This is a genomic window from Streptomyces sp. NPDC090021, assembly GCF_044748225.1.
Lineage (GTDB): Bacteria > Actinomycetota > Actinomycetes > Streptomycetales > Streptomycetaceae > Streptomyces.
In genome coordinates, this window is the sequence record NZ_JBIVFO010000050.1 from 12,985 (window position 1) to 29,410 (window position 16,426).

The following is a 16,426-nucleotide window of genomic DNA, read 5'->3' on the forward strand; positions in this document are numbered from 1 at the left end:
ACTCTGCCGGGGCCGTCTCCTGTACGGCGATTCCGCCCTGGCCGGGCCGGCGCAGGACGCCCTCGATACGGCGACGCCGGTGCACGGGCGCGGGAGGAGCAGGACCGTCCGGCGCGGGGCGAGGCGGCGCGCCGTGCACGCGACCCGCTCCTCAGCAGCCTCCCACCGCATACCCGACGACGCTATGGTCTCCGGCCGGATCGGCGGGGAGCCGGGAGCCCGGGGCCCGGCGCGGACCGGCGGCCTCCCGCGATCAGTCCTCGGACCAGCGCTCCGTGATCAGCGCGGCCTGCTCCTGCAGTGCCGCGGTCAGTTCCTGGGCGGCGGCGGCCGAGGTGGAACGCAGGAGGGCGACGCTGATCTCCCTGGCCAGGTCGGGGCTGGCCAGAGGGCGCACGGCCAGATCGGTCCGGGGATGTCCGAGGGCGAGCCGCGGGACGAGGGCCACGCCCGTTCCCGCCGCCACGAGACCCTGGACCACCGCGTAGTCGTCGGTCCGCAGCGCGTGCAGGGGCTCGTACCCCTCCTGGGCGCACGCCCATGCGAGCACGCGGTCGCACGGGTCGTGGGGATCGGCGGCGCCCACCCACGCGGCGTCCCGCAGTTCGCCGAGGGGAACCCGGTCCAGCGCTGCGCACGGGTGGTCCTCCGGCATGACGAGGAGGAGCGGGTCCGTCAGCAGCGGATGGACCTCGAAGTCCTCGTCGAGGTCGAGGCGGTCGCCGGGCTGTGAGAAGACGAGGGCGGCGTCGAGCTCGCGAGCCTTCAACCCGCGTAGCAGCAGAGGGAGCTCACCTTCGGTGAGCGAGATGTGCACCCCCTGCCGGTGGAGCCGCCTGACCGCGGGCGCCAGCAGCAGGGCGCCCGCGGTGGGGAACGTGCCGATGTGCAGGGTGCGCGCCCCCCGCTCGGCGAGGCCGCGCACCTCCAGCTCGGCCCGGCGCAGCCGCTCGAGCACGGCCTCGGCGTGGGGCAGCAGGGCCTCGCCGAGTTCGGTCAGCGTGGCGCCGCGCGGTCCGCGCTGGACGAGGCGGGCGTCGAAGTGGGCCTCCAGCACGGCGAGGTGGTGCGTGATCGTGGGCTGGCTGTAGTGCAGCGCGCGGCCGGCGGCGGCGAGCGAACCCTCCTGCGCGATGGCCCTCAGTACCTGGAGATGCCTGACGTCGAGCATATAGGCATCTTATGGAGGGGTAACGAAAACTCCATCCTTCTTCGATGGCCCGATGCCTGTCACGCTCCCGGGGTGAACACGAGAACGACCGATCAGCACACCGATCGGCACACTGATCAGCACGCCCCTTCCTCCCAGCTCCGCGCCCCGTATGCCGAGGCGGTGCTGCGCCATGCCGGACGGGACTGGCTGAGACTGAACGTGCCCGGGCACGCCGCGACCCCCGGCTCGGACCTCGCCGGCTTCTTCGGCCCGAGGATTACGGCGCTGGACTTCCCGCCGCTGCTCGACGGCATCGACCTCGGCCGGGACACCCCGCTGGACCGGGCCCTGGGGCTGGCGGCCGAAGCCTGGGGCGCGCGCCGTACGTGGTTCCTGACCAACGGCGCCTCGCAGGGCAACCAGATCGCCTCGATGGTCGCCCCGGCACTGGGACGCACCCTCGTCGTGCAGCGCAGCGTGCACTCCAGCGTCATCGACGGGCTGGTGCTGTCCGGCATGGACGCCGTCTTCGTCCAGCCGTCCGTCGACCCCGAGCAGGGCATCGCCCACGGCGTGACCGCCTCTGACGTGGCGGCGGCGCTCGCGCGGACACCGGACGCGGCCGCCGTGTACATCGTCTCGCCGAGCTACTTCGGTGCGGTCGCAGACGTGCGCGCCATCGCGGACACCGCCCATGCCGCGGGGGTCCCGCTGATCGTCGACGAGGCGTGGGGATCGCACTTCGGCTTCCACCCCGGTCTCCCCGCGCGTGCGCTCTCCTCTGGCGCGGACCTGGCGATCTCCAGTACGCACAAGCTGGCGGGCAGCCTGACGCAGTCGGCGATGCTCCACCTCGCCGAGGGGCACTTCGCGGACCGGCTCGTACCTCTGGTGGACCGCGCCTTCCGGCTCGTCCAGTCCACCAGCGCAAGTGCGCTGCTGACCGCGTCGCTGGATCTCGCCCGCAGGCGGCTCGCCACCGACGCCGACGCCACGGGCGGCTGTGTCGAGGCCGCGGAGAGGGTACGGGGCGCGGTCCGCGCGCTGGGCCGGTTCACGGTGGTGAGCGACGGGTTCCACGCCTTCCCCGACATCGTCGGGGCCGATCCGCTGCGGATCGCGATCGACACCCGTGCCGGGGGCATCACGGGCCACGAAGCCCGGCGCCGGCTCTTCCGCGACCACCAGGTCATGGTCGAGGTGGCGACCGGTGCGGCGATCGTCGCCGTGATCGGCGCGGGGTCCGTCCCGGACACCGACCGCTTCGTCGAGGCCCTGCACGCCCTGCCCTCCCCGCTCACCGACCCGGCCGGCTCCAGTGACAGCGACCGGGGCCCGGAAACGGACACGGACACGGACGGATATGCGGACGCGGACGGATGTCCGGACGCGGACACGGACGAGCTGCGGCTCCCGGACCCCGGCGCCGCGAAGCTCACCGCCCGCGAGGCGTTCCTGAGCCCCGCCCGGGTCGTGTCCGCGGAGGATGCGGTCGGGCGGATCTCCGCGGACACGCTGGCCGCGTACCCGCCGGGCATTCCCAACGTCCTGCCGGGCGAGGTCATCACCGCCGAGGTCGTCCGTTTCCTCCAGCGGACCGCGGCCGCGCCGAACGGCCACGTACGCGGTGCGATCGACCGCGGTGTGACGCACCTGCGTGTCGTCACCTGAGGAATCCGGCGCGGACGGCCCGAGCGCGGGGGTCAGCCCTGGGGAGAGGCCGGTTGGGCGTCCTTGGACAGCGGTACCTCTCCGGTGTTGTCGACATGGCGGGCGGCGACCCAGCCGGCCTTGTCGCGCAGCAGGTACCAGATGCTGTTGCCGTCGATGGTCTGGGCGTGCACCTTGCTGTGTAGACCGACCTCGGCGCCGTGGCTGAGGTTGCCCACGACGGAGGAGTCCGTGCTCGGGTATTGGCGCAGGTTGACGCCGGCGGTGCTGACGACGGTGCCGAACGGCTGGGGCGGACGGGACATCGTGACCTCCAAGGGAACGCCGGAGTGGCGGGACGGAGTCCGGCATGGGACGGGTTGACGGCACCGTAGGTCCCGATGACCGCCGAGGTGTCGGAGGCGTGCGCAGGCGCAGCACGACTGGCCCACGGGCGTCATTCCGATGGTGGTGTCGGTCGGTCGGCTCAGGTCGGGTGAAACGGCGGTCGCCGCACAACGGGTCGGCCCGGGATGTCGAGAAGCGGCCTGCCGCTCCGTCCCCGGAGTGAAGGCGGCCAGAATCGGTCACACCGGCACGGAGGAGATGCACCATGGCCAAGTACCTGCTGCGGGGGGACGGGGACGAGCTCGTGCATCCTCGCCCGCGGGTGCGCCCGGCGGCGCCGTGCGCGGCCGTCGACCGGCCCGGGGGGTCACCCGGCCGGTCGCGTGCCGGGGTCAGCGGCGGGCGGCGAAGACCTTCAGCCATGTGCCGTCCGGCCGCCGGGTGGCCTCGGTGTACCCGTTGCCGTCCGCCTGCGCGGTACACCCCGGCGGCCGCGAGCCCCAGGTCGATGACTTCGGCCGGGAGGAACCGCCCGAACCGGTTGGCGTCCGGGCTCTGCGCCCAGCCCGGTGAGGGGAAGGTCTGGACGGTGCGTCGAGCCGGATCCGGCCCTGTTCGACCTGCTGCATGACGGCAGCGGCGGTGCAGGTCCTGGTGACGCCTCGACGCGGTGCCGCCTGTCGGGCCGCGCGGGGCGGCCGGTGCCGAGATCCGCGACCCGGAAGGGCCGCGCCAGGTCCGGCCGGCGCCGCCCGTGTCGCTGCCGGATCGGTTCATTCGGCGAACGCGCGGCGCAGGGCGGCGACGAGATCGGCGATCTGACGCTGGGACACCGCGGCGGAGAGGATCGCCTGCGAGCCGTGGAAGGTTCCGGCGTACTGGTGCAGCTCGACCGGTACGCCGGCCTGCAGCAGCCTCAGCGCATGGGCGATGCCCTCGTCGCGGTTCGGGTCGAACTCCGCGGTGGCGATGTAGGCGGGCGGCAGGCCGGAGAGGTCCTCGGCGCGGGCCGGAGCGGCGTACGGGGTGGCCGGCCCCGGGCCGAGGTAGTGCCGCCACCCATGGCCGATCTTGGTGCGGTCGAGCCAGGGGGTGTCCGTGAAGTGCCGGGCCGACCACGTCTCCTGACGGTCGTCGAGGCCGGCCTCGTTCAGCAGTTGGAAGCGGATCGGCGGCCCCTGCTCGTCGCGTGCCCGCAGGGCGACCGCGGCTGCGATCGCCGCGCCGGCGCTGTGGCCCCCGACGGCGATCCGGTCGGGGTCCGTACCCAGCCGGGTGGCGTTCTCGGCCGTCCATACCAGTGCGGCGTACGCGTCGTCCAGGGCGGCAGGGAAGCGGTGCTCGGGGGCCGTGCGGTAGCCGACCGAGACCACGACCGCGCCGACGCTGTCGGCGATCCGGGCGGCCCACGGGTGCTCGGTCTCCAGGTCGCCCATGATGAACCCGCCACCGTGCAGCCAGACGACGGCTCCCCGGGCGTGGCGCGGGCGGTAGATCCGTACCGGCACATCGGGGTCGCCGGGGACCGTGCGGTCCTCGACCTCCACGTCCGTGAGGTCCGGCGCGGGGCGCGAGGCGGCCAGCCCGGTGTAGATCCTGCGGGCGGCGGCCGGGTCGGCCCAGTCGGTCCGGGGAAGGAACGGGACGAATGCTTCGAGTTCGGGATCCATGACGACCATCCTCACGGCCGCCGCCTGACGGGTCACCCGCCAACTGTCGTGCGTCCGGGCCCGATCGACCGCCGATCGGCGCTCGTGGCCAGGTGCGTCGTCCGGCGGATCGAGCGGCCGCCCGGGCGGAGTACCCCACCTGACCGGCAGCGCGGAGATGCGCTCATGCCGGGGCGGTGCCGTCCAGGAGGAGGCGCTTCTGGGGCTTGCCCATCGCGTTGCGGGGCACCGCCTCGACGAAGCGGACCTCACGAGGGCGCTTGTGGACCGACAGGTGCGCGGCGACGAAGTCGGTCAGCTCGGAACCGGTGACCTCCTCGGCGACGACGAACGCGACGATCCGCTGGCCGAGGTCGGCGTCGGGGACCCCGACAACGGCGGCCTCCCGCACCCGGGGATGGTCCAGCAGGGCGTTCTCGATCTCGCCCGCGCCGATCCGGTATCCGCCGGACTTGATCAGGTCGGTGGATGCGCGGCCGACGATCCGGTGGACACCGTCCTTGTCGTCGACGGCCGCGATGTCACCCGTACGGAACCAGCCGTCCTCGGTGTACGCGGCCGCGGTGGCCTCGGGCCGTCCCAGGTAGCCGGAGAAGAGCGTGGGGCCGGTCAGCTGGAGTTCACCGATCTCCGCACCGTCCTCGGCGGCGATGCGGGTGGAGATACCGGGGAGCGGGGTACCGACCGTGCCCGGGTGGAGGTCGCCGCCTGCCCGGCCGCTCAGCGTGATCAGCGTCTCCGTCATCCCGTAGCGCTCGACGATACGGTGTCCGCTCGCCCGCTCGATGTCCCGGAAGACGGGCGCGGGCAGCGCGGCGCTGCCCGACACCAGGAGCCGGGCCCCCGACAGGGCGGCCGCGGCCTGCGGCTCGCGGGCGATGCGCGACCACACGGTCGGCACGCCGAAGTACAGGCTGCCGCCTGCGGCGGCGTACGCCTCGGGTGTGGGCCGGCCGGTGTGCACGAGGCGGCTGCCGGTGCGCAGGGCGCCGAGGACGCCGAGGACGAGTCCGTGGACGTGGAACAGCGGCAGTCCGTGGACGAGGGTGTCCTCGGCACTCCACTGCCAGGCCTCGGCGAGGGCGTCCAGGTCGGCGGTGATGGCGGCGCTGCTGAGGACCACGCCCTTCGGGGCGCCCGTGGTGCCGGAGGTGTAGAGGACCAGGGCGGGGTCGTCGGGTGTGCGTGCGGCGGCCGGATTGGGGATCCGGTCCGAGCGGCGGGCGAAGTCGACCTCGATGGGGCGGGCCCCCGAGTCGCGCAGGATGTGCCCGCGCTCGGCCGGACCGGCGTCCGGCGGCAGGGGGACGCACGGCACGCCGGCGAGCAGGGCGCCGACCACGGCGGCCACGGTCTCCAGGGTGGGTGTCGCGGTCACCGCGAACGCCGGCACCCCCGCCTCGGCGAGGTCGGCGGCCACCTGGCGGGCGGCCCCCAGGAGTTCCTCGTAGGAGGCGGTACGGCCGGCGACGGTGACGGCGTCCGCGCGGTCCCCGTGGACGCCGGTGAGGGCGGTCAGCATGGCGGGCGACTCCGTTCGGCGGTGACGGTGAGGATGTGAGGTGCTGGTGCGTGCTGCGGGGTGAGGTGCCCGTCCGGTCAGCCTACGCGGGCACGGACCGGTTCCCGGCACCCTATGATCGGCGGGACTTGACCGTTCGGAGACAGTTCTCGACCTCCTCGACCGCTCGACCGCTCGACCTGATTCTCGATCCCGGGGGTTCATGTGGAAACGGCACGGTTGGCGACGACGATCGCCGCGACGATCACCATCGGCTGGATGAGCGGCCTCTTCTACGGTTTCTCCGTATCCGTGATGCCGGGACTCCGGGTCGCAGCCGACCGCACCGCCATCGAGACGATGCAGCGGATCAACGTGGCGATCCTCAACGGCTGGTTTCTGCTGGGGTACGTCGGCGGGCTCGTCTTCAGCGCGGCCGCGGTCGTCCTCCACGCCGTCGGCAGCGGCGGGCGGGACGCCCTGGCGCCGCTGATCGGCGCGCTCGTCGCGTACCTCGCGGCCATGGTCGTGACGGCCCGGATCAACATTCCGCTGAACAACGCCCTGGAACAGGCCGGGCCCGTCGAGCGGATCGGCGACCCGGCGGCGGTCCGCCGCGCATTCGAAGCGCCGTGGGTACGGGCCAACGCGTGGCGGGCCGTGCTGTGCACGGTCTCCCTCGGCCTCCTCGCCTGGGCGCTGGCCCTGCGCTGACGGACGGAGGCGACGTACGCGACGGGGGCGACGGAGCCGCGGGAGTCGACGGCGGGTGGCGGGGCCGGCGGGGCCCGCCCCGTACCGGACTCGCCCGACACGTCGGCGCCGCGCCAGCTCGATCTCCTCGGCTGCGCCCTGATCGTGTGCTCGCCGGCGGCCCTGACGCTGGCCGTGGAGCGCGGGGACGCCTGGGGCTGGGCGAGCGCCCGTACCCCCGCCTGCTTCGCCGTGGCCGTGGTGGCGGGTGCGCTGTTCCTCGTACGGGAGCGGCGCGCCCGGCACCCGCTGGTCGATCCGAGGCTGTTCCGCAACGTCCGTTACGTCCTGATCACCGGGACGGGCTCGCTCACGAACATGGGCTACGGCGTCACCGTCTTCCTCGCCACGCTCTACCTCCAGGGCGTACGCGGGCTCTCGCCGCTCCTGGCGGGCACGGTGTTCCTGGCCCCGGCCCTGCGCCTATCCGTGCCCGTACGCGATCTCCGGGACGGGGTTGGAACGCCTCCCGCAGGGCAGACGCAGGAGCGCGCCGACGGCGCAGCACCGCTCTGGAGGACACGGACAGCGAGGTGAGAGCCGGATGGACCGCAAGGCGTCCGAAACGGAAACCGAGGGCTCCGGGCCCACGCCCAGGAAGCCCGACCCGACCCCGCGGGACCCCGTGCACGCGCAGCGCGCACCCCGGCAGGTTGAACCGCGGCCCCGTCCCGTGCCCCGCCCACCGTCTTCCGGGAAGCGGCCGGCGATCACCGAGCCGCCCGACTAGGGAGACGAGCCGGACGGTCCACCGTGCGTTGCGGGTCACTCGCGGCGGCCGCATGGTGGGCAGTGCACTCCCCCCACAGGCAAGGAGCACTTCGTCATGAGCAAGGCAAAGGGCAAGGCCAAGCAGATCAAGGGCACGCTCAAGGAGACGGCCGGCGACGCGATGGACGACAGGCGTATGCAGGCGGAAGGCAGTGCCGAGCAGATGGCCGGCAAGGCGGAGGAGATGGCCTCGGAGGCCGCGGGCCGGGCCAAGAAGGGCATGCGCAGGTCCTGACCACCGCTTCCGGCGCACCGCTGCACCTGCCGAGCGGCGGACCGGCTCGTGACCGGCCGAGGAGGGCCGGGACCGTCACACCGACGGTCCCGGCCCTCTCGGCGCCACCGGCTCCCGTTCCTGACCCCCGGCAAACATGGCCGGTACATGGCAGGGCATGGCGGGAACGGAAAGTTCTCCGCTGACGTCTATCGGGCGGCCGTTGGCCGCGGATGCCGCGTCTGATCTCCGGCCCCTCCCCGACGCTCGGGACGCCCCGGCCGCCGCCGCACCGCTGCTCTCTCGGCGTCACCAACCGCCCCTCTTCCCCGAGCCTCCCGCCGGCTCGGCCGGCGCCGAATGGCGGAACGATTCTGCTGCACGGGGCGGCCCTCGTGCTGACCATGGACCCGGCAGGATGGCCCCGTGACCTTCGTATCCGGAACCGGCGGCAGCGCCGCTGCCCCCGCCGCGGGTCGGATCCGTCTGGTGGCGGCCGCCGCGGCCGTGCTGACGGTAGGCGCGGGCCTCGGGCTGCGGGCCGTGGCGGCGGGGAACGTGGCCAAGTACGGCGGGGACGCGCTGTACACCGTCCTGCTGGTGGCCCTGGTCGTGCTGGTCGTACCGCGGTGGACGCCGCTGCGGGCCGCCGGGACCGCCCTGGCGGTGAGCTGGGCCGTCGAGCTCTTCCAGCTCAGTTCGCTGCCCGCGGAGCTGTCCCGCCAGAGCGTGGCCGCCCGCCTGGTACTCGGTTCCACCTTCAACGCACCGGACCTGTTCTGGTACGTGGTCGGCGCGGCGGGCGGCTGGCTGTTCCACACGGTGATGGTGGCGCAGCGACGGCCGTGGGCTCCCACCGGCCGGTGACTCTCCTCACACGGGACAGGGGCCCGGACTGCGGCTGAGGGCTCCCCCGCCGTCGCCCTCGGGCGCGGCGGCGGACGCGCGCGGGAGGACTCCTCGGTGCACCGGGTCCGGTGCACCGATGCCGCCCCACAGCGGTCGGCAGGCCCGCCGCGCGCCTGCCGAGGGTCACTCGCCAGGCCCGCCGGACCGGTCCCGTTCCGGCCGCGGTTCGCGCCGTGGAACCGGCCGATCGGCCGAGGAGGGCTCCCGGACGGATGACCTAGCCTGGATCGGACACGCGATAACGGGGGGCCGAGCGCAAAGGAAGAGCGCGTCCATGGGCATCACCAGCAGTTCCGCTCGCCGTCTCCGGCGGGCGGGCTCCGCGGCCACGGCGGCCGTCCTCGGCATCCTGGCCGTTTCCGGTACCCCGGCCCTCGCCGCCACGGACGGCTCGGCGGACCGGTCCGCGGCCGGGAACCCCGCCGGGGCCGCCGCGTCGGCCGGAAGCCCGGAGACCGCGCGGAGCGCCTCGGGGATCCCGTCGGCGATCTCCCGGCTCGCACAGGGCTCGGGCAGGGACGTCGCGATCACCATCGACGACGGCCCGGACCCCCGCTGGACGCCCCAGGTCCTCGACGTGCTGCGGAAGAACCACGTCAAGGCCACCTTCTGCCTGATCGGGACGAAGGCGCAGAAGTACCCGGAGCTCGTGCGCTCGGTCGCCGCCGACGGACACCGCCTGTGCAACCACTCCGTCGATCACGACGTGACCATGGACCACAAGCCCGTCGCTTACCAGAAGCAGCAGATACTCGAGGGCAAGGCCATGATCGAGAAGGCCGCTCCCGGAGTTCCGGTCGGCTACTACCGGGCCCCGGGAGGCGCCTTCACCCCCGACAGCCGGGCGATCGCCGCGGCGAGCGGGATGCGGCCGCTGGGCTGGAGCGTGGACCCCAAGGACTGGAGCCGCCCGGGCGTGCCCGCGATCATCTCCGCCGTCGAGGACAAGCTGCCCCAGCAGCCCACCGTCCTCTTCCACGACGGGGGCGGGGACCGCAGCGAGACCGTCGCGGCGCTCGAACAGTACCTGCCCTGGCTCACGGCGCAGGGCTACCGCTTCACCTTCCCCGCCCGTACCACCCCGTAGGGGACCGCACAGCGGCACCTCCCGCCACCCGGCCGTCTCGACGTGCCCGCACCGCCTGCGCCACGCGGGAGCGGTCTCCCGCGCGGCCGCGCGCCGCCGCGCGTCGGGCGCCCTGCGCCGGAGGGCGACGGCGACCGGATTCGGTGCCGCGCCCGCGTCGGGCGTCACGGAGTGGGTCTCGACGTGCGGATGCCGTTCCGGTTCGTGCGGCGTGCGCCGACGCAGCGCGGACTCGGCGCCGGGCCGGCGCGCGGCTGCCGTGGTCACGGCGCGGCAGCGTACGCGGCCCGCTCGCCGCCTTCCCCCTGCACGCCCCTCCCCCACCTGGTGGCGAGACCGGACAACCCCCGGTCCGCTGTCCGGCTTTCGCCGGGAAACCCCTCCCGTCACCGGCTGCGGGCGGTCGGCCGGATCAGGAGGCGGCCATGGCCTTGCGCAGGGTGTGCAGGCACGACGAGACGGCCGTGTGGCGGGGCGTGCCGTAGTCGCGCGCCTGCATCCAGGCCGCGTACAGCAGGGACCACAGCACGTTCTGCAGCCACTCGGCGTCCGCCTCCGCGTCGACCGTTCCTTCGGACTGGCCGCGTTCGATGAGGCGGACCAGGACCCGGTCGGAGTCGGTCTCCTCCTCGAAGCCCGCCCAGCTCAGGAACTGCGGGACGTCGAACAGCAGCATGAGCCGGTCCCCCAGCTCGAAGTACTCCAGGCAGAGCCGCTCCAGCGCCTTCGGGGCCGGGCCCTCCTCGACGCGCGCGCGGACGGTCGCCTCGTGCAGCCGCTCCCGTACGTCGGCCCCGAGCGCCGCCACCAGGTCCGAGCGTTCCGCGAAGTAGCGGTGGACGGTCGTGCGTCCGACGCCGGCGGCCTCGGCCACGTCCGCGAGCGACGCACCGTGGTTGGCCGACAGGACGGTGACGGCGGCGTCGAGGATCGCGCGCCGTGTGCGGGCGCGGGTCGCGGTCTCGGTCGTCGTCGCTGCCGCTGCCGCCGTCGCCTCCGCTGCCGTCGCGATGTGGTCATGCTCCATGGACGTACGGTAGCGCGCATCCCGCAATGAAACCGACTTGACCATTATGGAACATCCATGTTCCATTTCCGGTATGGCTGACTCGACACCCCCGCCCCGTACCGCGCTCGACGCACCCCGACTGCGCGTCCTCTGGTCGTTCGCCCGCCCGCACCGCCGCACGCTGGCCGCGGGACTGGCCCTGGCGCTGGCCGGTTCGGCCCTCGGCCTGGCCACGCCCATGATCACCAAGTGGGTGCTGGACGCCCTGAACGACTCCGCCTCCCTCGCCGGCCCCGTGGCGGCCCTGTTCGTCCTCCTCGTCGTCGGCGCCGCCGTGTCCTACCGGCAGTGGTGCCTGCTCGGCACCCTGGGCGAACGCGTCGTACTGGAGGCGCGCGAGTCCATGGTGCGGCGGTTCCTCCGGGCCACCGTGCCCGCGCTCACCCGCCGCCCGACCGGTGAGCTCGTCACCCGCGTCACCTCGGACACCGTCCTGCTCCGCGAGGCGACCGCCCAGTCGTTCGTCGGCCTGGTCAACGGCGCCGTCATGCTGGTGGGCAGCCTGGTCCTGATGGGCGTGCTCGACCTGGTGCTCCTCGGTACGACCGTGGCCGCCGTGGCCGTGACCGGCGCGCTCTTCGCCCTCCTCATGCCGGGCATCGGCAAGGCGCAGCAGCGCGCGCAGGAGCACATCGGCCTGCTCGGCGGCCGTCTGGAGGGCACGCTGCGCGCGATCCGCACCGTGAAGGTGAGCCGCGCCGAGGACCGGGCCGTCGAACGGATCGTGGCCGACGCGCGGTCCGCGGCCGAGTACGGCATCCGGGCGGTACGTCAGGAGGCGCTGGCCTGGACGGTCGCCGGGTCCGGCATCCAGCTGGCCATCATCGCGATCCTCGGCGTCGGGGCCTGGCGGGTCGGGGCCGGGGACCTGGAGGTGTCCAGCCTGATCGCCTTCCTGCTGTACGCGTTCACGCTGATGGAACCGGTCAGCACGCTCAGCCAGAACCTGACCTCCCTGCAGGCCGGGATGGCCGCGGCCGAACGCATCCGGCAGACCGCCGATCTGACGGCGGAGGACGCCGAGCGCCGCCCTCACCGCGGTGCCTCGCCCGCCCGTGCGGCGGACACCGACGACCGGGCGCAGGTGCCCGTGCTCGAACTGCGCGGTGTCAGCGCCGCGTACGGCCCCGAGGCCGGTCATGCCGTCAGCGACGTGCGGCTGGCCATCCCCCGGCGTGGCCACACCGCGATCGTCGGGCCGTCGGGCGCCGGCAAGACCACCCTGTTCTCGCTGGTCCTGCGGTTCCTGGAGCCCGTCGACGGCGAACTGCTCCTGAACGGACGGCCGTACCGCGACCACAGCCATTCCGAGGTACGGGCGCGGCTGGCGTACGTCGAGCAGGACACCCCGGTCGTGCCCGGTACCCTCCGCGACAACCTGCTGCTCGCCCGGCCCGAGGCCACCGAGGAGGAACTGCTGCGCGTACTGCGGGACGTACGGCTGACGGACAAGGTCGACGCCCTCGACGGTGGTCTGGACAGCCCGCTGTCGTCGGCGCACGTGTCCGGTGGCGAACGCCAGCGCATCGCGCTCGCGCGCGCCCTGCTGCGGACCCCCGAGGTCCTGCTGCTGGACGAGGCGACCGCGCAGTTGGACGGTCTGACCGAGGCCGCGGTGCAGGACTGCATCCGCAGCCGTGCGGCGTCGGGTGCGGTGGTGACGGTCGCGCACCGACTGTCGACGGTGGTCGACGCCGATCTGATCGTGGTCATGGAGGCGGGCCGGATCCGCGCCCGCGGCACCCACGAGGAACTGCTGGACTCCGACCCGCTCTACCGCGAGCTGGTGGCGGCCCTGCGCCTGGCCACCACCGCCGGGGCGGAGGTGGCGTAGCCCGGCCGGCCCGGCCGACCCGGCCTCGACGACGGACGGCGGACGGCGGACTGCGGACTGCGGACGGCGGACGGCGGATCGGCCGGGGCCGGCCGCCCGCGCGGTGCGGTGTCAGGCGGGGGTTTCGGGGGCCGGGGTGGCACGGGCGATCAGGAGGGCGACGTCGTCGTGGACTCCCGGGTGGCGCATGGTGTCGAGCAGCAGGTCGCAGGTCTCGTCCAGGGGGCGGCCGGGGTCGTCGAGGGCGTCGAGGAGGACCTTCAGGCGCTCGTCGATCGCATCGTCCCGGGTCTCGACCAGGCCGTCGGTGTAGAGGACGAGCTGATCGCCCGCCGCTACGGGGATGCTGACGGTGCGGAAGGCGACACCACAGCCGCCGAGGGGCGCACCGGTGGGCAGGTCGAGGAGTTCTCGCGTGCCGTCCTGCCGCAGGAGGACCGGAGGCAGGTGCCCGGCCAGGGACAGGTGCCACTGCGCCCCGCACGGGTCGTAGACGGCGTAGACGCAGGTCGCGATGGTTTCGAGGCCCTCGGTGACGTGGTCGAGGTGGTGGAGGACCTGTGCGGGATCGAGGTCGAGGTCGGCCAGGGTGCGGGTGGCGGTGCGCAGTTGGCCCATGCTGGCCGCGGCGGCGACTCCGCTGCCCATGACGTCGCCGACGACGAGGGCGGTCTTGTCCCCGCTCAGCGGGATCACGTCGAACCAGTCGCCGCCGATCTCCATGGTGGCCTGGGCGGGGCGGTAGCGGGTGGCGACCTCCAGACCCGGCCGCCGCGGCGGGGTGTGCGGCAGCAGGCTGCGCTGGAGGGTGAGTGCCGTATGGCGCTGCTCCTCGACCGCCCGGTGCCGCTCGGTGACGTCGACGCTGGCGGTGGCCACGCCCAGTACGGTCCCGTTGGGGGTTTCGAGCCGGTAGAACGAGATCGACCAGGCGTGGTCGTGGTCCGGGTCGGCCGGGGTACGTCCGACGGTGTACTGGTCCACGATGGGGACACCGGTGGCCAGCACCTCGCGCATCGCGGCCTCGAAGGAGGCGTCCACGGCCGGCAGCACCTCGTGGACGTGCCGGCCGATGTGCTCGGCCGCGGGGACCCCGTTGAGGCGTTCCTCCGCAGGGTTGACCGAGACGTATCGGAGGTCGGTGTCGAGCACGCCGAGGCCCACCGGCGACTGCTCCACGAGCCGGGCGGACAGGGCCAGATCCCGTTCGACCTGCCGTACGGTCGCCTGGTCCGCGGCCAGGCCCAGCGCGTAGTACTCCTGCTGGGAGTCCAGCAGCCGCATGTTGCGGAATTCGACCATGCGCGTGCTGCCGTCCTTGTGCCGGACGGGGAAGACGCCGACCCAGCTGACGCCGGTCTCCATGACCTCGGTGAACATGTCCAGTACCACCGGGACGTGCTCCTCGTGGAGCAGGAGCCGGGCCGCGTACTCACCGAGGGCCTCGTCGGCGGTGTAACCGAACAGTTCCTCGGCCTGCGGGCTCCACAGGTCGATCCGGCCGTCGGCGTCGAGGAGAACGGCGGCCACGCGCAGCACGTCGAGCAGGCCGCCGGCCGCGGACGCGGCGGGCCGCGCCTCTCCGGGATCGCCTTGCGAGGGCTCGATCGCTCCCATCTGCGGGCTCTCCTTCCGGCCACTGCGGGCTGCGGCCCTACGCTCCCAGCCATCTCATCGTCCCCCTCCGCGCGACACGCGTGCACGCGGCGCCCCCACCGGACGGCCCACGCACCACCACCCCACGGGTTCGAATGCGTGCGCGAAAACCGGACTTCACCACCCCTGTTGCGGCGAGCCCGACCGTCGACGGAGGTACCGGTGCGGGTGCCCGGGGAGAGAGGGGGCATCATGCCGATGTGCATGAGAACGAGACCCGCCAGGGGTGGCCGCGGTACACGCTCACCGACACGGCACGAGGCCACGCCTGGGGCCACTGCGCAGAGGCGGAGGGGTTGTTCGGGCAGGGATGGCGCGAGACGTACGAACTGTTCGGCTGGGTTCCGGAGGGAACCGACGTGCTCGGGTGGGTCGGCCGTGACGTGTGGCTCGTGCCCGAGGACGAGACGCTCGACCCCTGGCTGCTGGAGGACGTCGAGAGCCTCGGGCGGCACCCCGGGACGGACGGTCTCGTCCTCACCGGCTTCGAGGGCCACGACACCCCGGCCGATGGGTACCGGGGCCCCGTCCGCTTGCACGACGGACAGCGGTGGCTCGGATCCTGCCGGGAGTTCGCCCGCGTGCTGCCGCCCGGGCGGCCGGATCCCGCGATCGTGCTGCGCGGGTTCGCGCCGGGCGAAGAACTGCGGCAGGCCCTGACGGCGGGCACCCGGCGCGCGCTGGACCTCGGGGAAGCGGCTCTGGAGGTACGGGACGACCTCGGGGAGCCGTTCGCCGAACTCCTCCTGTGGACCACCGTCAGCGCCTGGCAGCCGTCCGCGCTCGGGCCCGGTCTGATCGACCTGGAACTGGAGGGCAGACTCTCCCCTCCCGTTCCGGAGCAGGCCCGGCCGCTGTGGGAGCGTCGGCTCGCCGGACCGCCCCGGACGCCCGGCGCCTGGGCCGGTCTCGGCACACGGCCGCGCTGGGACTGGCTGGACCACGTCCGGGGACGGCCCCGGCCGGTCGGCGCCGGCGCCGACCGGCCGTCGGGCGGGGCCTACGTACTGGACGGGCGGTACATCACGGACGTCCCGGGCCTGTACCTGGCGCTCGGCGAGGCGTTCAACGGGCCGGGCGGCTACTTCGGTGCCAACCTGGACGCCCTCGATGACTGTTTGTGCGCCGCCTTCGGTCACACCGGGCCGGCGACCCTGCTGTGGCGGGACTCCGCCGTCGCGCGCGAGCACCTGACCCGCGCACTGACCTCGGACGGGCAGGCCTACGACCGGTTCAGCGCCGTACTCGACGTCCTCGCCGGGCGCGGGGTGCGGGTCACGCTCGCCTGACTCGTGTCCTGCCCGGCGCACGCGTTGAGCGCCTCCCACCGCTGGAGGATCTCCGCACGGTCCGCCGCGGGCGCGGTGGCGGCCCACTGCTCGATGCGGCCGTGATCGGAACGTTCCCGAAGCGGGTGATCAGGAAGGAGGCGGCCGTCAGGAGCCCCGACAGGGCGGTCGGGGCCCCGGTCCGTCCCCCGGGTCAGCGCGGCCGGGGCCGAGGGCGCCGAGCGTCGAGCGTCGAGCGTCGAGCGTCGAGCGTCGAGCGTCGAGCGTCGAGCGTCGAGCGTCGAGACCGTGATCGCCGCCTGCAGGGTGATGCCGTTCATCTTCATCAGCTCGGTGTGGAAGTGGAAGCCGAGTCTCATGTCGATCCGCCGTCCGTACGGCCACTTCCGGGGAGGCGGAAGCCGTTGAAGAGGTCGTCCATGCCGCGCAGGGCCAGCCCCGCGTGGGGGTGGCACGGACCGCCAGGTCGCGGGCCGTCACGGCCAGCGGGGCGCGCAGGGCGCCCAGGCGGCCGACGCGGCG

15 protein-coding genes are annotated in these 16,426 nt (G+C 73.7%); 8 read left to right on the plus strand and 7 right to left on the minus strand.

The window, feature by feature from the left end:
• Positions 1 to 253: 253 nt before the first annotated feature.
• The gene (locus tag ACIPXC_RS30615; protein WP_401624544.1) at positions 254 to 1,171 is read right to left on the minus strand and encodes a LysR family transcriptional regulator; all 918 of its coding nucleotides are present in this window, start codon (positions 1,169 to 1,171) and stop codon (positions 254 to 256) included.
• Between the two features lie 72 nt (positions 1,172 to 1,243).
• On the opposite strand from ACIPXC_RS30615, the gene ACIPXC_RS30620 reads away from it, so the two are divergent.
• Positions 1,244 to 2,824 carry an aminotransferase class I/II-fold pyridoxal phosphate-dependent enzyme gene (locus ACIPXC_RS30620; protein ID WP_401624546.1) on the plus strand — a complete coding sequence of 527 codons (1,581 nt, stop codon included), beginning with the start codon at positions 1,244 to 1,246 and terminating at the stop codon, positions 2,822 to 2,824.
• Positions 2,825 to 2,856: 32 nt separating this feature from the next.
• Here the strand turns inward: ACIPXC_RS30620 and ACIPXC_RS30625 are convergent, their stop codons facing one another.
• The 3 genes from ACIPXC_RS30625 to ACIPXC_RS30635 all read right to left on the minus strand — a co-directional run bounded on the left by ACIPXC_RS30625 (position 2,857) and on the right by ACIPXC_RS30635 (position 6,343).
• Positions 2,857 to 3,129, minus strand: coding sequence for an SH3 domain-containing protein (locus ACIPXC_RS30625; protein WP_401624548.1), 273 nt, complete (start codon positions 3,127 to 3,129; stop codon positions 2,857 to 2,859).
• A gap of 795 nt (positions 3,130 to 3,924) precedes the next feature.
• Entirely contained in the window at positions 3,925 to 4,821 is an 897-nt protein-coding gene (locus ACIPXC_RS30630) for an alpha/beta hydrolase (RefSeq protein WP_401624610.1), read from the minus strand.
• A gap of 163 nt (positions 4,822 to 4,984) precedes the next feature.
• Complete coding sequence (locus ACIPXC_RS30635; protein WP_401624550.1) at positions 4,985 to 6,343, minus strand: acyl-CoA synthetase; 1,359 nt, start codon at positions 6,341 to 6,343, stop codon at positions 4,985 to 4,987.
• Between the two features lie 219 nt (positions 6,344 to 6,562).
• Here ACIPXC_RS30635 and ACIPXC_RS30640 point away from each other — a divergent pair, with 219 nt between their 5' ends.
• The 5 genes from ACIPXC_RS30640 (at position 6,563) to ACIPXC_RS30660 (ending at position 10,056) form a co-directional block, all read left to right on the plus strand.
• Positions 6,563 to 7,036: a DUF1772 domain-containing protein gene (locus ACIPXC_RS30640; protein ID WP_401624552.1), complete on the plus strand. Its 474-nt coding sequence runs from the start codon at positions 6,563 to 6,565 to the stop codon at positions 7,034 to 7,036.
• Positions 7,037 to 7,180: 144 nt separating this feature from the next.
• Positions 7,181 to 7,612, plus strand: coding sequence for a hypothetical protein (locus ACIPXC_RS30645; protein ID WP_401624554.1), 432 nt, complete (start codon positions 7,181 to 7,183; stop codon positions 7,610 to 7,612).
• Positions 7,613 to 7,901: 289 nt separating this feature from the next.
• Positions 7,902 to 8,081, plus strand: a complete 180-nt coding sequence (locus tag ACIPXC_RS30650; protein WP_401624556.1) for a CsbD family protein — start codon at positions 7,902 to 7,904, stop codon at positions 8,079 to 8,081.
• A 405-nt stretch (positions 8,082 to 8,486) separates the two neighbouring features.
• The gene (locus tag ACIPXC_RS30655; RefSeq protein WP_401624558.1) at positions 8,487 to 8,927 is read left to right on the plus strand and encodes a DUF2809 domain-containing protein; all 441 of its coding nucleotides are present in this window, start codon (positions 8,487 to 8,489) and stop codon (positions 8,925 to 8,927) included.
• 316 nt (positions 8,928 to 9,243) lie between these two features.
• The gene (locus tag ACIPXC_RS30660; RefSeq protein WP_401624560.1) at positions 9,244 to 10,056 is read left to right on the plus strand and encodes a polysaccharide deacetylase family protein; all 813 of its coding nucleotides are present in this window, start codon (positions 9,244 to 9,246) and stop codon (positions 10,054 to 10,056) included.
• Between the two features lie 412 nt (positions 10,057 to 10,468).
• Here the strand turns inward: ACIPXC_RS30660 and ACIPXC_RS30665 are convergent, their stop codons facing one another.
• Entirely contained in the window at positions 10,469 to 11,083 is a 615-nt protein-coding gene (locus tag ACIPXC_RS30665; protein WP_401624562.1) for a TetR/AcrR family transcriptional regulator, read from the minus strand.
• Positions 11,084 to 11,156: 73 nt separating this feature from the next.
• Between ACIPXC_RS30665 and ACIPXC_RS30670 the strand changes: the two genes are divergently transcribed.
• Positions 11,157 to 12,959, plus strand: coding sequence for an ABC transporter ATP-binding protein (locus ACIPXC_RS30670; protein WP_401624564.1), 1,803 nt, complete (start codon positions 11,157 to 11,159; stop codon positions 12,957 to 12,959).
• A gap of 111 nt (positions 12,960 to 13,070) precedes the next feature.
• On the opposite strand, the gene ACIPXC_RS30675 is transcribed toward ACIPXC_RS30670, so the two are convergent.
• The gene (locus ACIPXC_RS30675; protein WP_401624566.1) at positions 13,071 to 14,576 is read right to left on the minus strand and encodes a SpoIIE family protein phosphatase; all 1,506 of its coding nucleotides are present in this window, start codon (positions 14,574 to 14,576) and stop codon (positions 13,071 to 13,073) included.
• A gap of 239 nt (positions 14,577 to 14,815) precedes the next feature.
• Here ACIPXC_RS30675 and ACIPXC_RS30680 point away from each other — a divergent pair, with 239 nt between their 5' ends.
• Positions 14,816 to 15,904, plus strand: a complete 1,089-nt coding sequence (locus tag ACIPXC_RS30680; RefSeq protein WP_401624568.1) for a barstar family protein — start codon at positions 14,816 to 14,818, stop codon at positions 15,902 to 15,904.
• On the opposite strand, the gene ACIPXC_RS30685 is transcribed toward ACIPXC_RS30680, so the two are convergent.
• A complete protein-coding gene (locus ACIPXC_RS30685) occupies positions 15,838 to 16,263 on the minus strand; it encodes a hypothetical protein (RefSeq protein WP_401624614.1) in 426 nt (141 codons plus the stop codon). The genes ACIPXC_RS30680 and ACIPXC_RS30685 overlap by 67 nt on opposite strands.
• Positions 16,264 to 16,426: the final 163 nt, after the last annotated feature.

Excerpts from the sequence above, each read along its gene's own strand:
- ACIPXC_RS30615 (WP_401624544.1), bottom strand. The coding sequence starts at position 1,171 with ATGCTCGACGTCAGGCATCTCCAGGTACTGAGGGCCATCGCGCAGGAG.
- ACIPXC_RS30625 (WP_401624548.1), bottom strand. The coding sequence starts at position 3,129 with ATGTCCCGTCCGCCCCAGCCGTTCGGCACCGTCGTCAGCACCGCCGGC.
- ACIPXC_RS30630 (WP_401624610.1), bottom strand. The coding sequence starts at position 4,821 with ATGGATCCCGAACTCGAAGCATTCGTCCCGTTCCTTCCCCGGACCGAC.
- ACIPXC_RS30635 (WP_401624550.1), bottom strand. The coding sequence starts at position 6,343 with ATGCTGACCGCCCTCACCGGCGTCCACGGGGACCGCGCGGACGCCGTC.
- ACIPXC_RS30650 (WP_401624556.1), top strand. The coding sequence starts at position 7,902 with ATGAGCAAGGCAAAGGGCAAGGCCAAGCAGATCAAGGGCACGCTCAAG.
- ACIPXC_RS30660 (WP_401624560.1), top strand. The coding sequence starts at position 9,244 with ATGGGCATCACCAGCAGTTCCGCTCGCCGTCTCCGGCGGGCGGGCTCC.
- ACIPXC_RS30665 (WP_401624562.1), bottom strand. The coding sequence starts at position 11,083 with ATGGAGCATGACCACATCGCGACGGCAGCGGAGGCGACGGCGGCAGCG.
- ACIPXC_RS30670 (WP_401624564.1), top strand. The coding sequence starts at position 11,157 with ATGGCTGACTCGACACCCCCGCCCCGTACCGCGCTCGACGCACCCCGA.
- ACIPXC_RS30675 (WP_401624566.1), bottom strand. The coding sequence starts at position 14,576 with ATGGGAGCGATCGAGCCCTCGCAAGGCGATCCCGGAGAGGCGCGGCCC.
- ACIPXC_RS30685 (WP_401624614.1), bottom strand. The coding sequence starts at position 16,263 with ATGAGACTCGGCTTCCACTTCCACACCGAGCTGATGAAGATGAACGGC.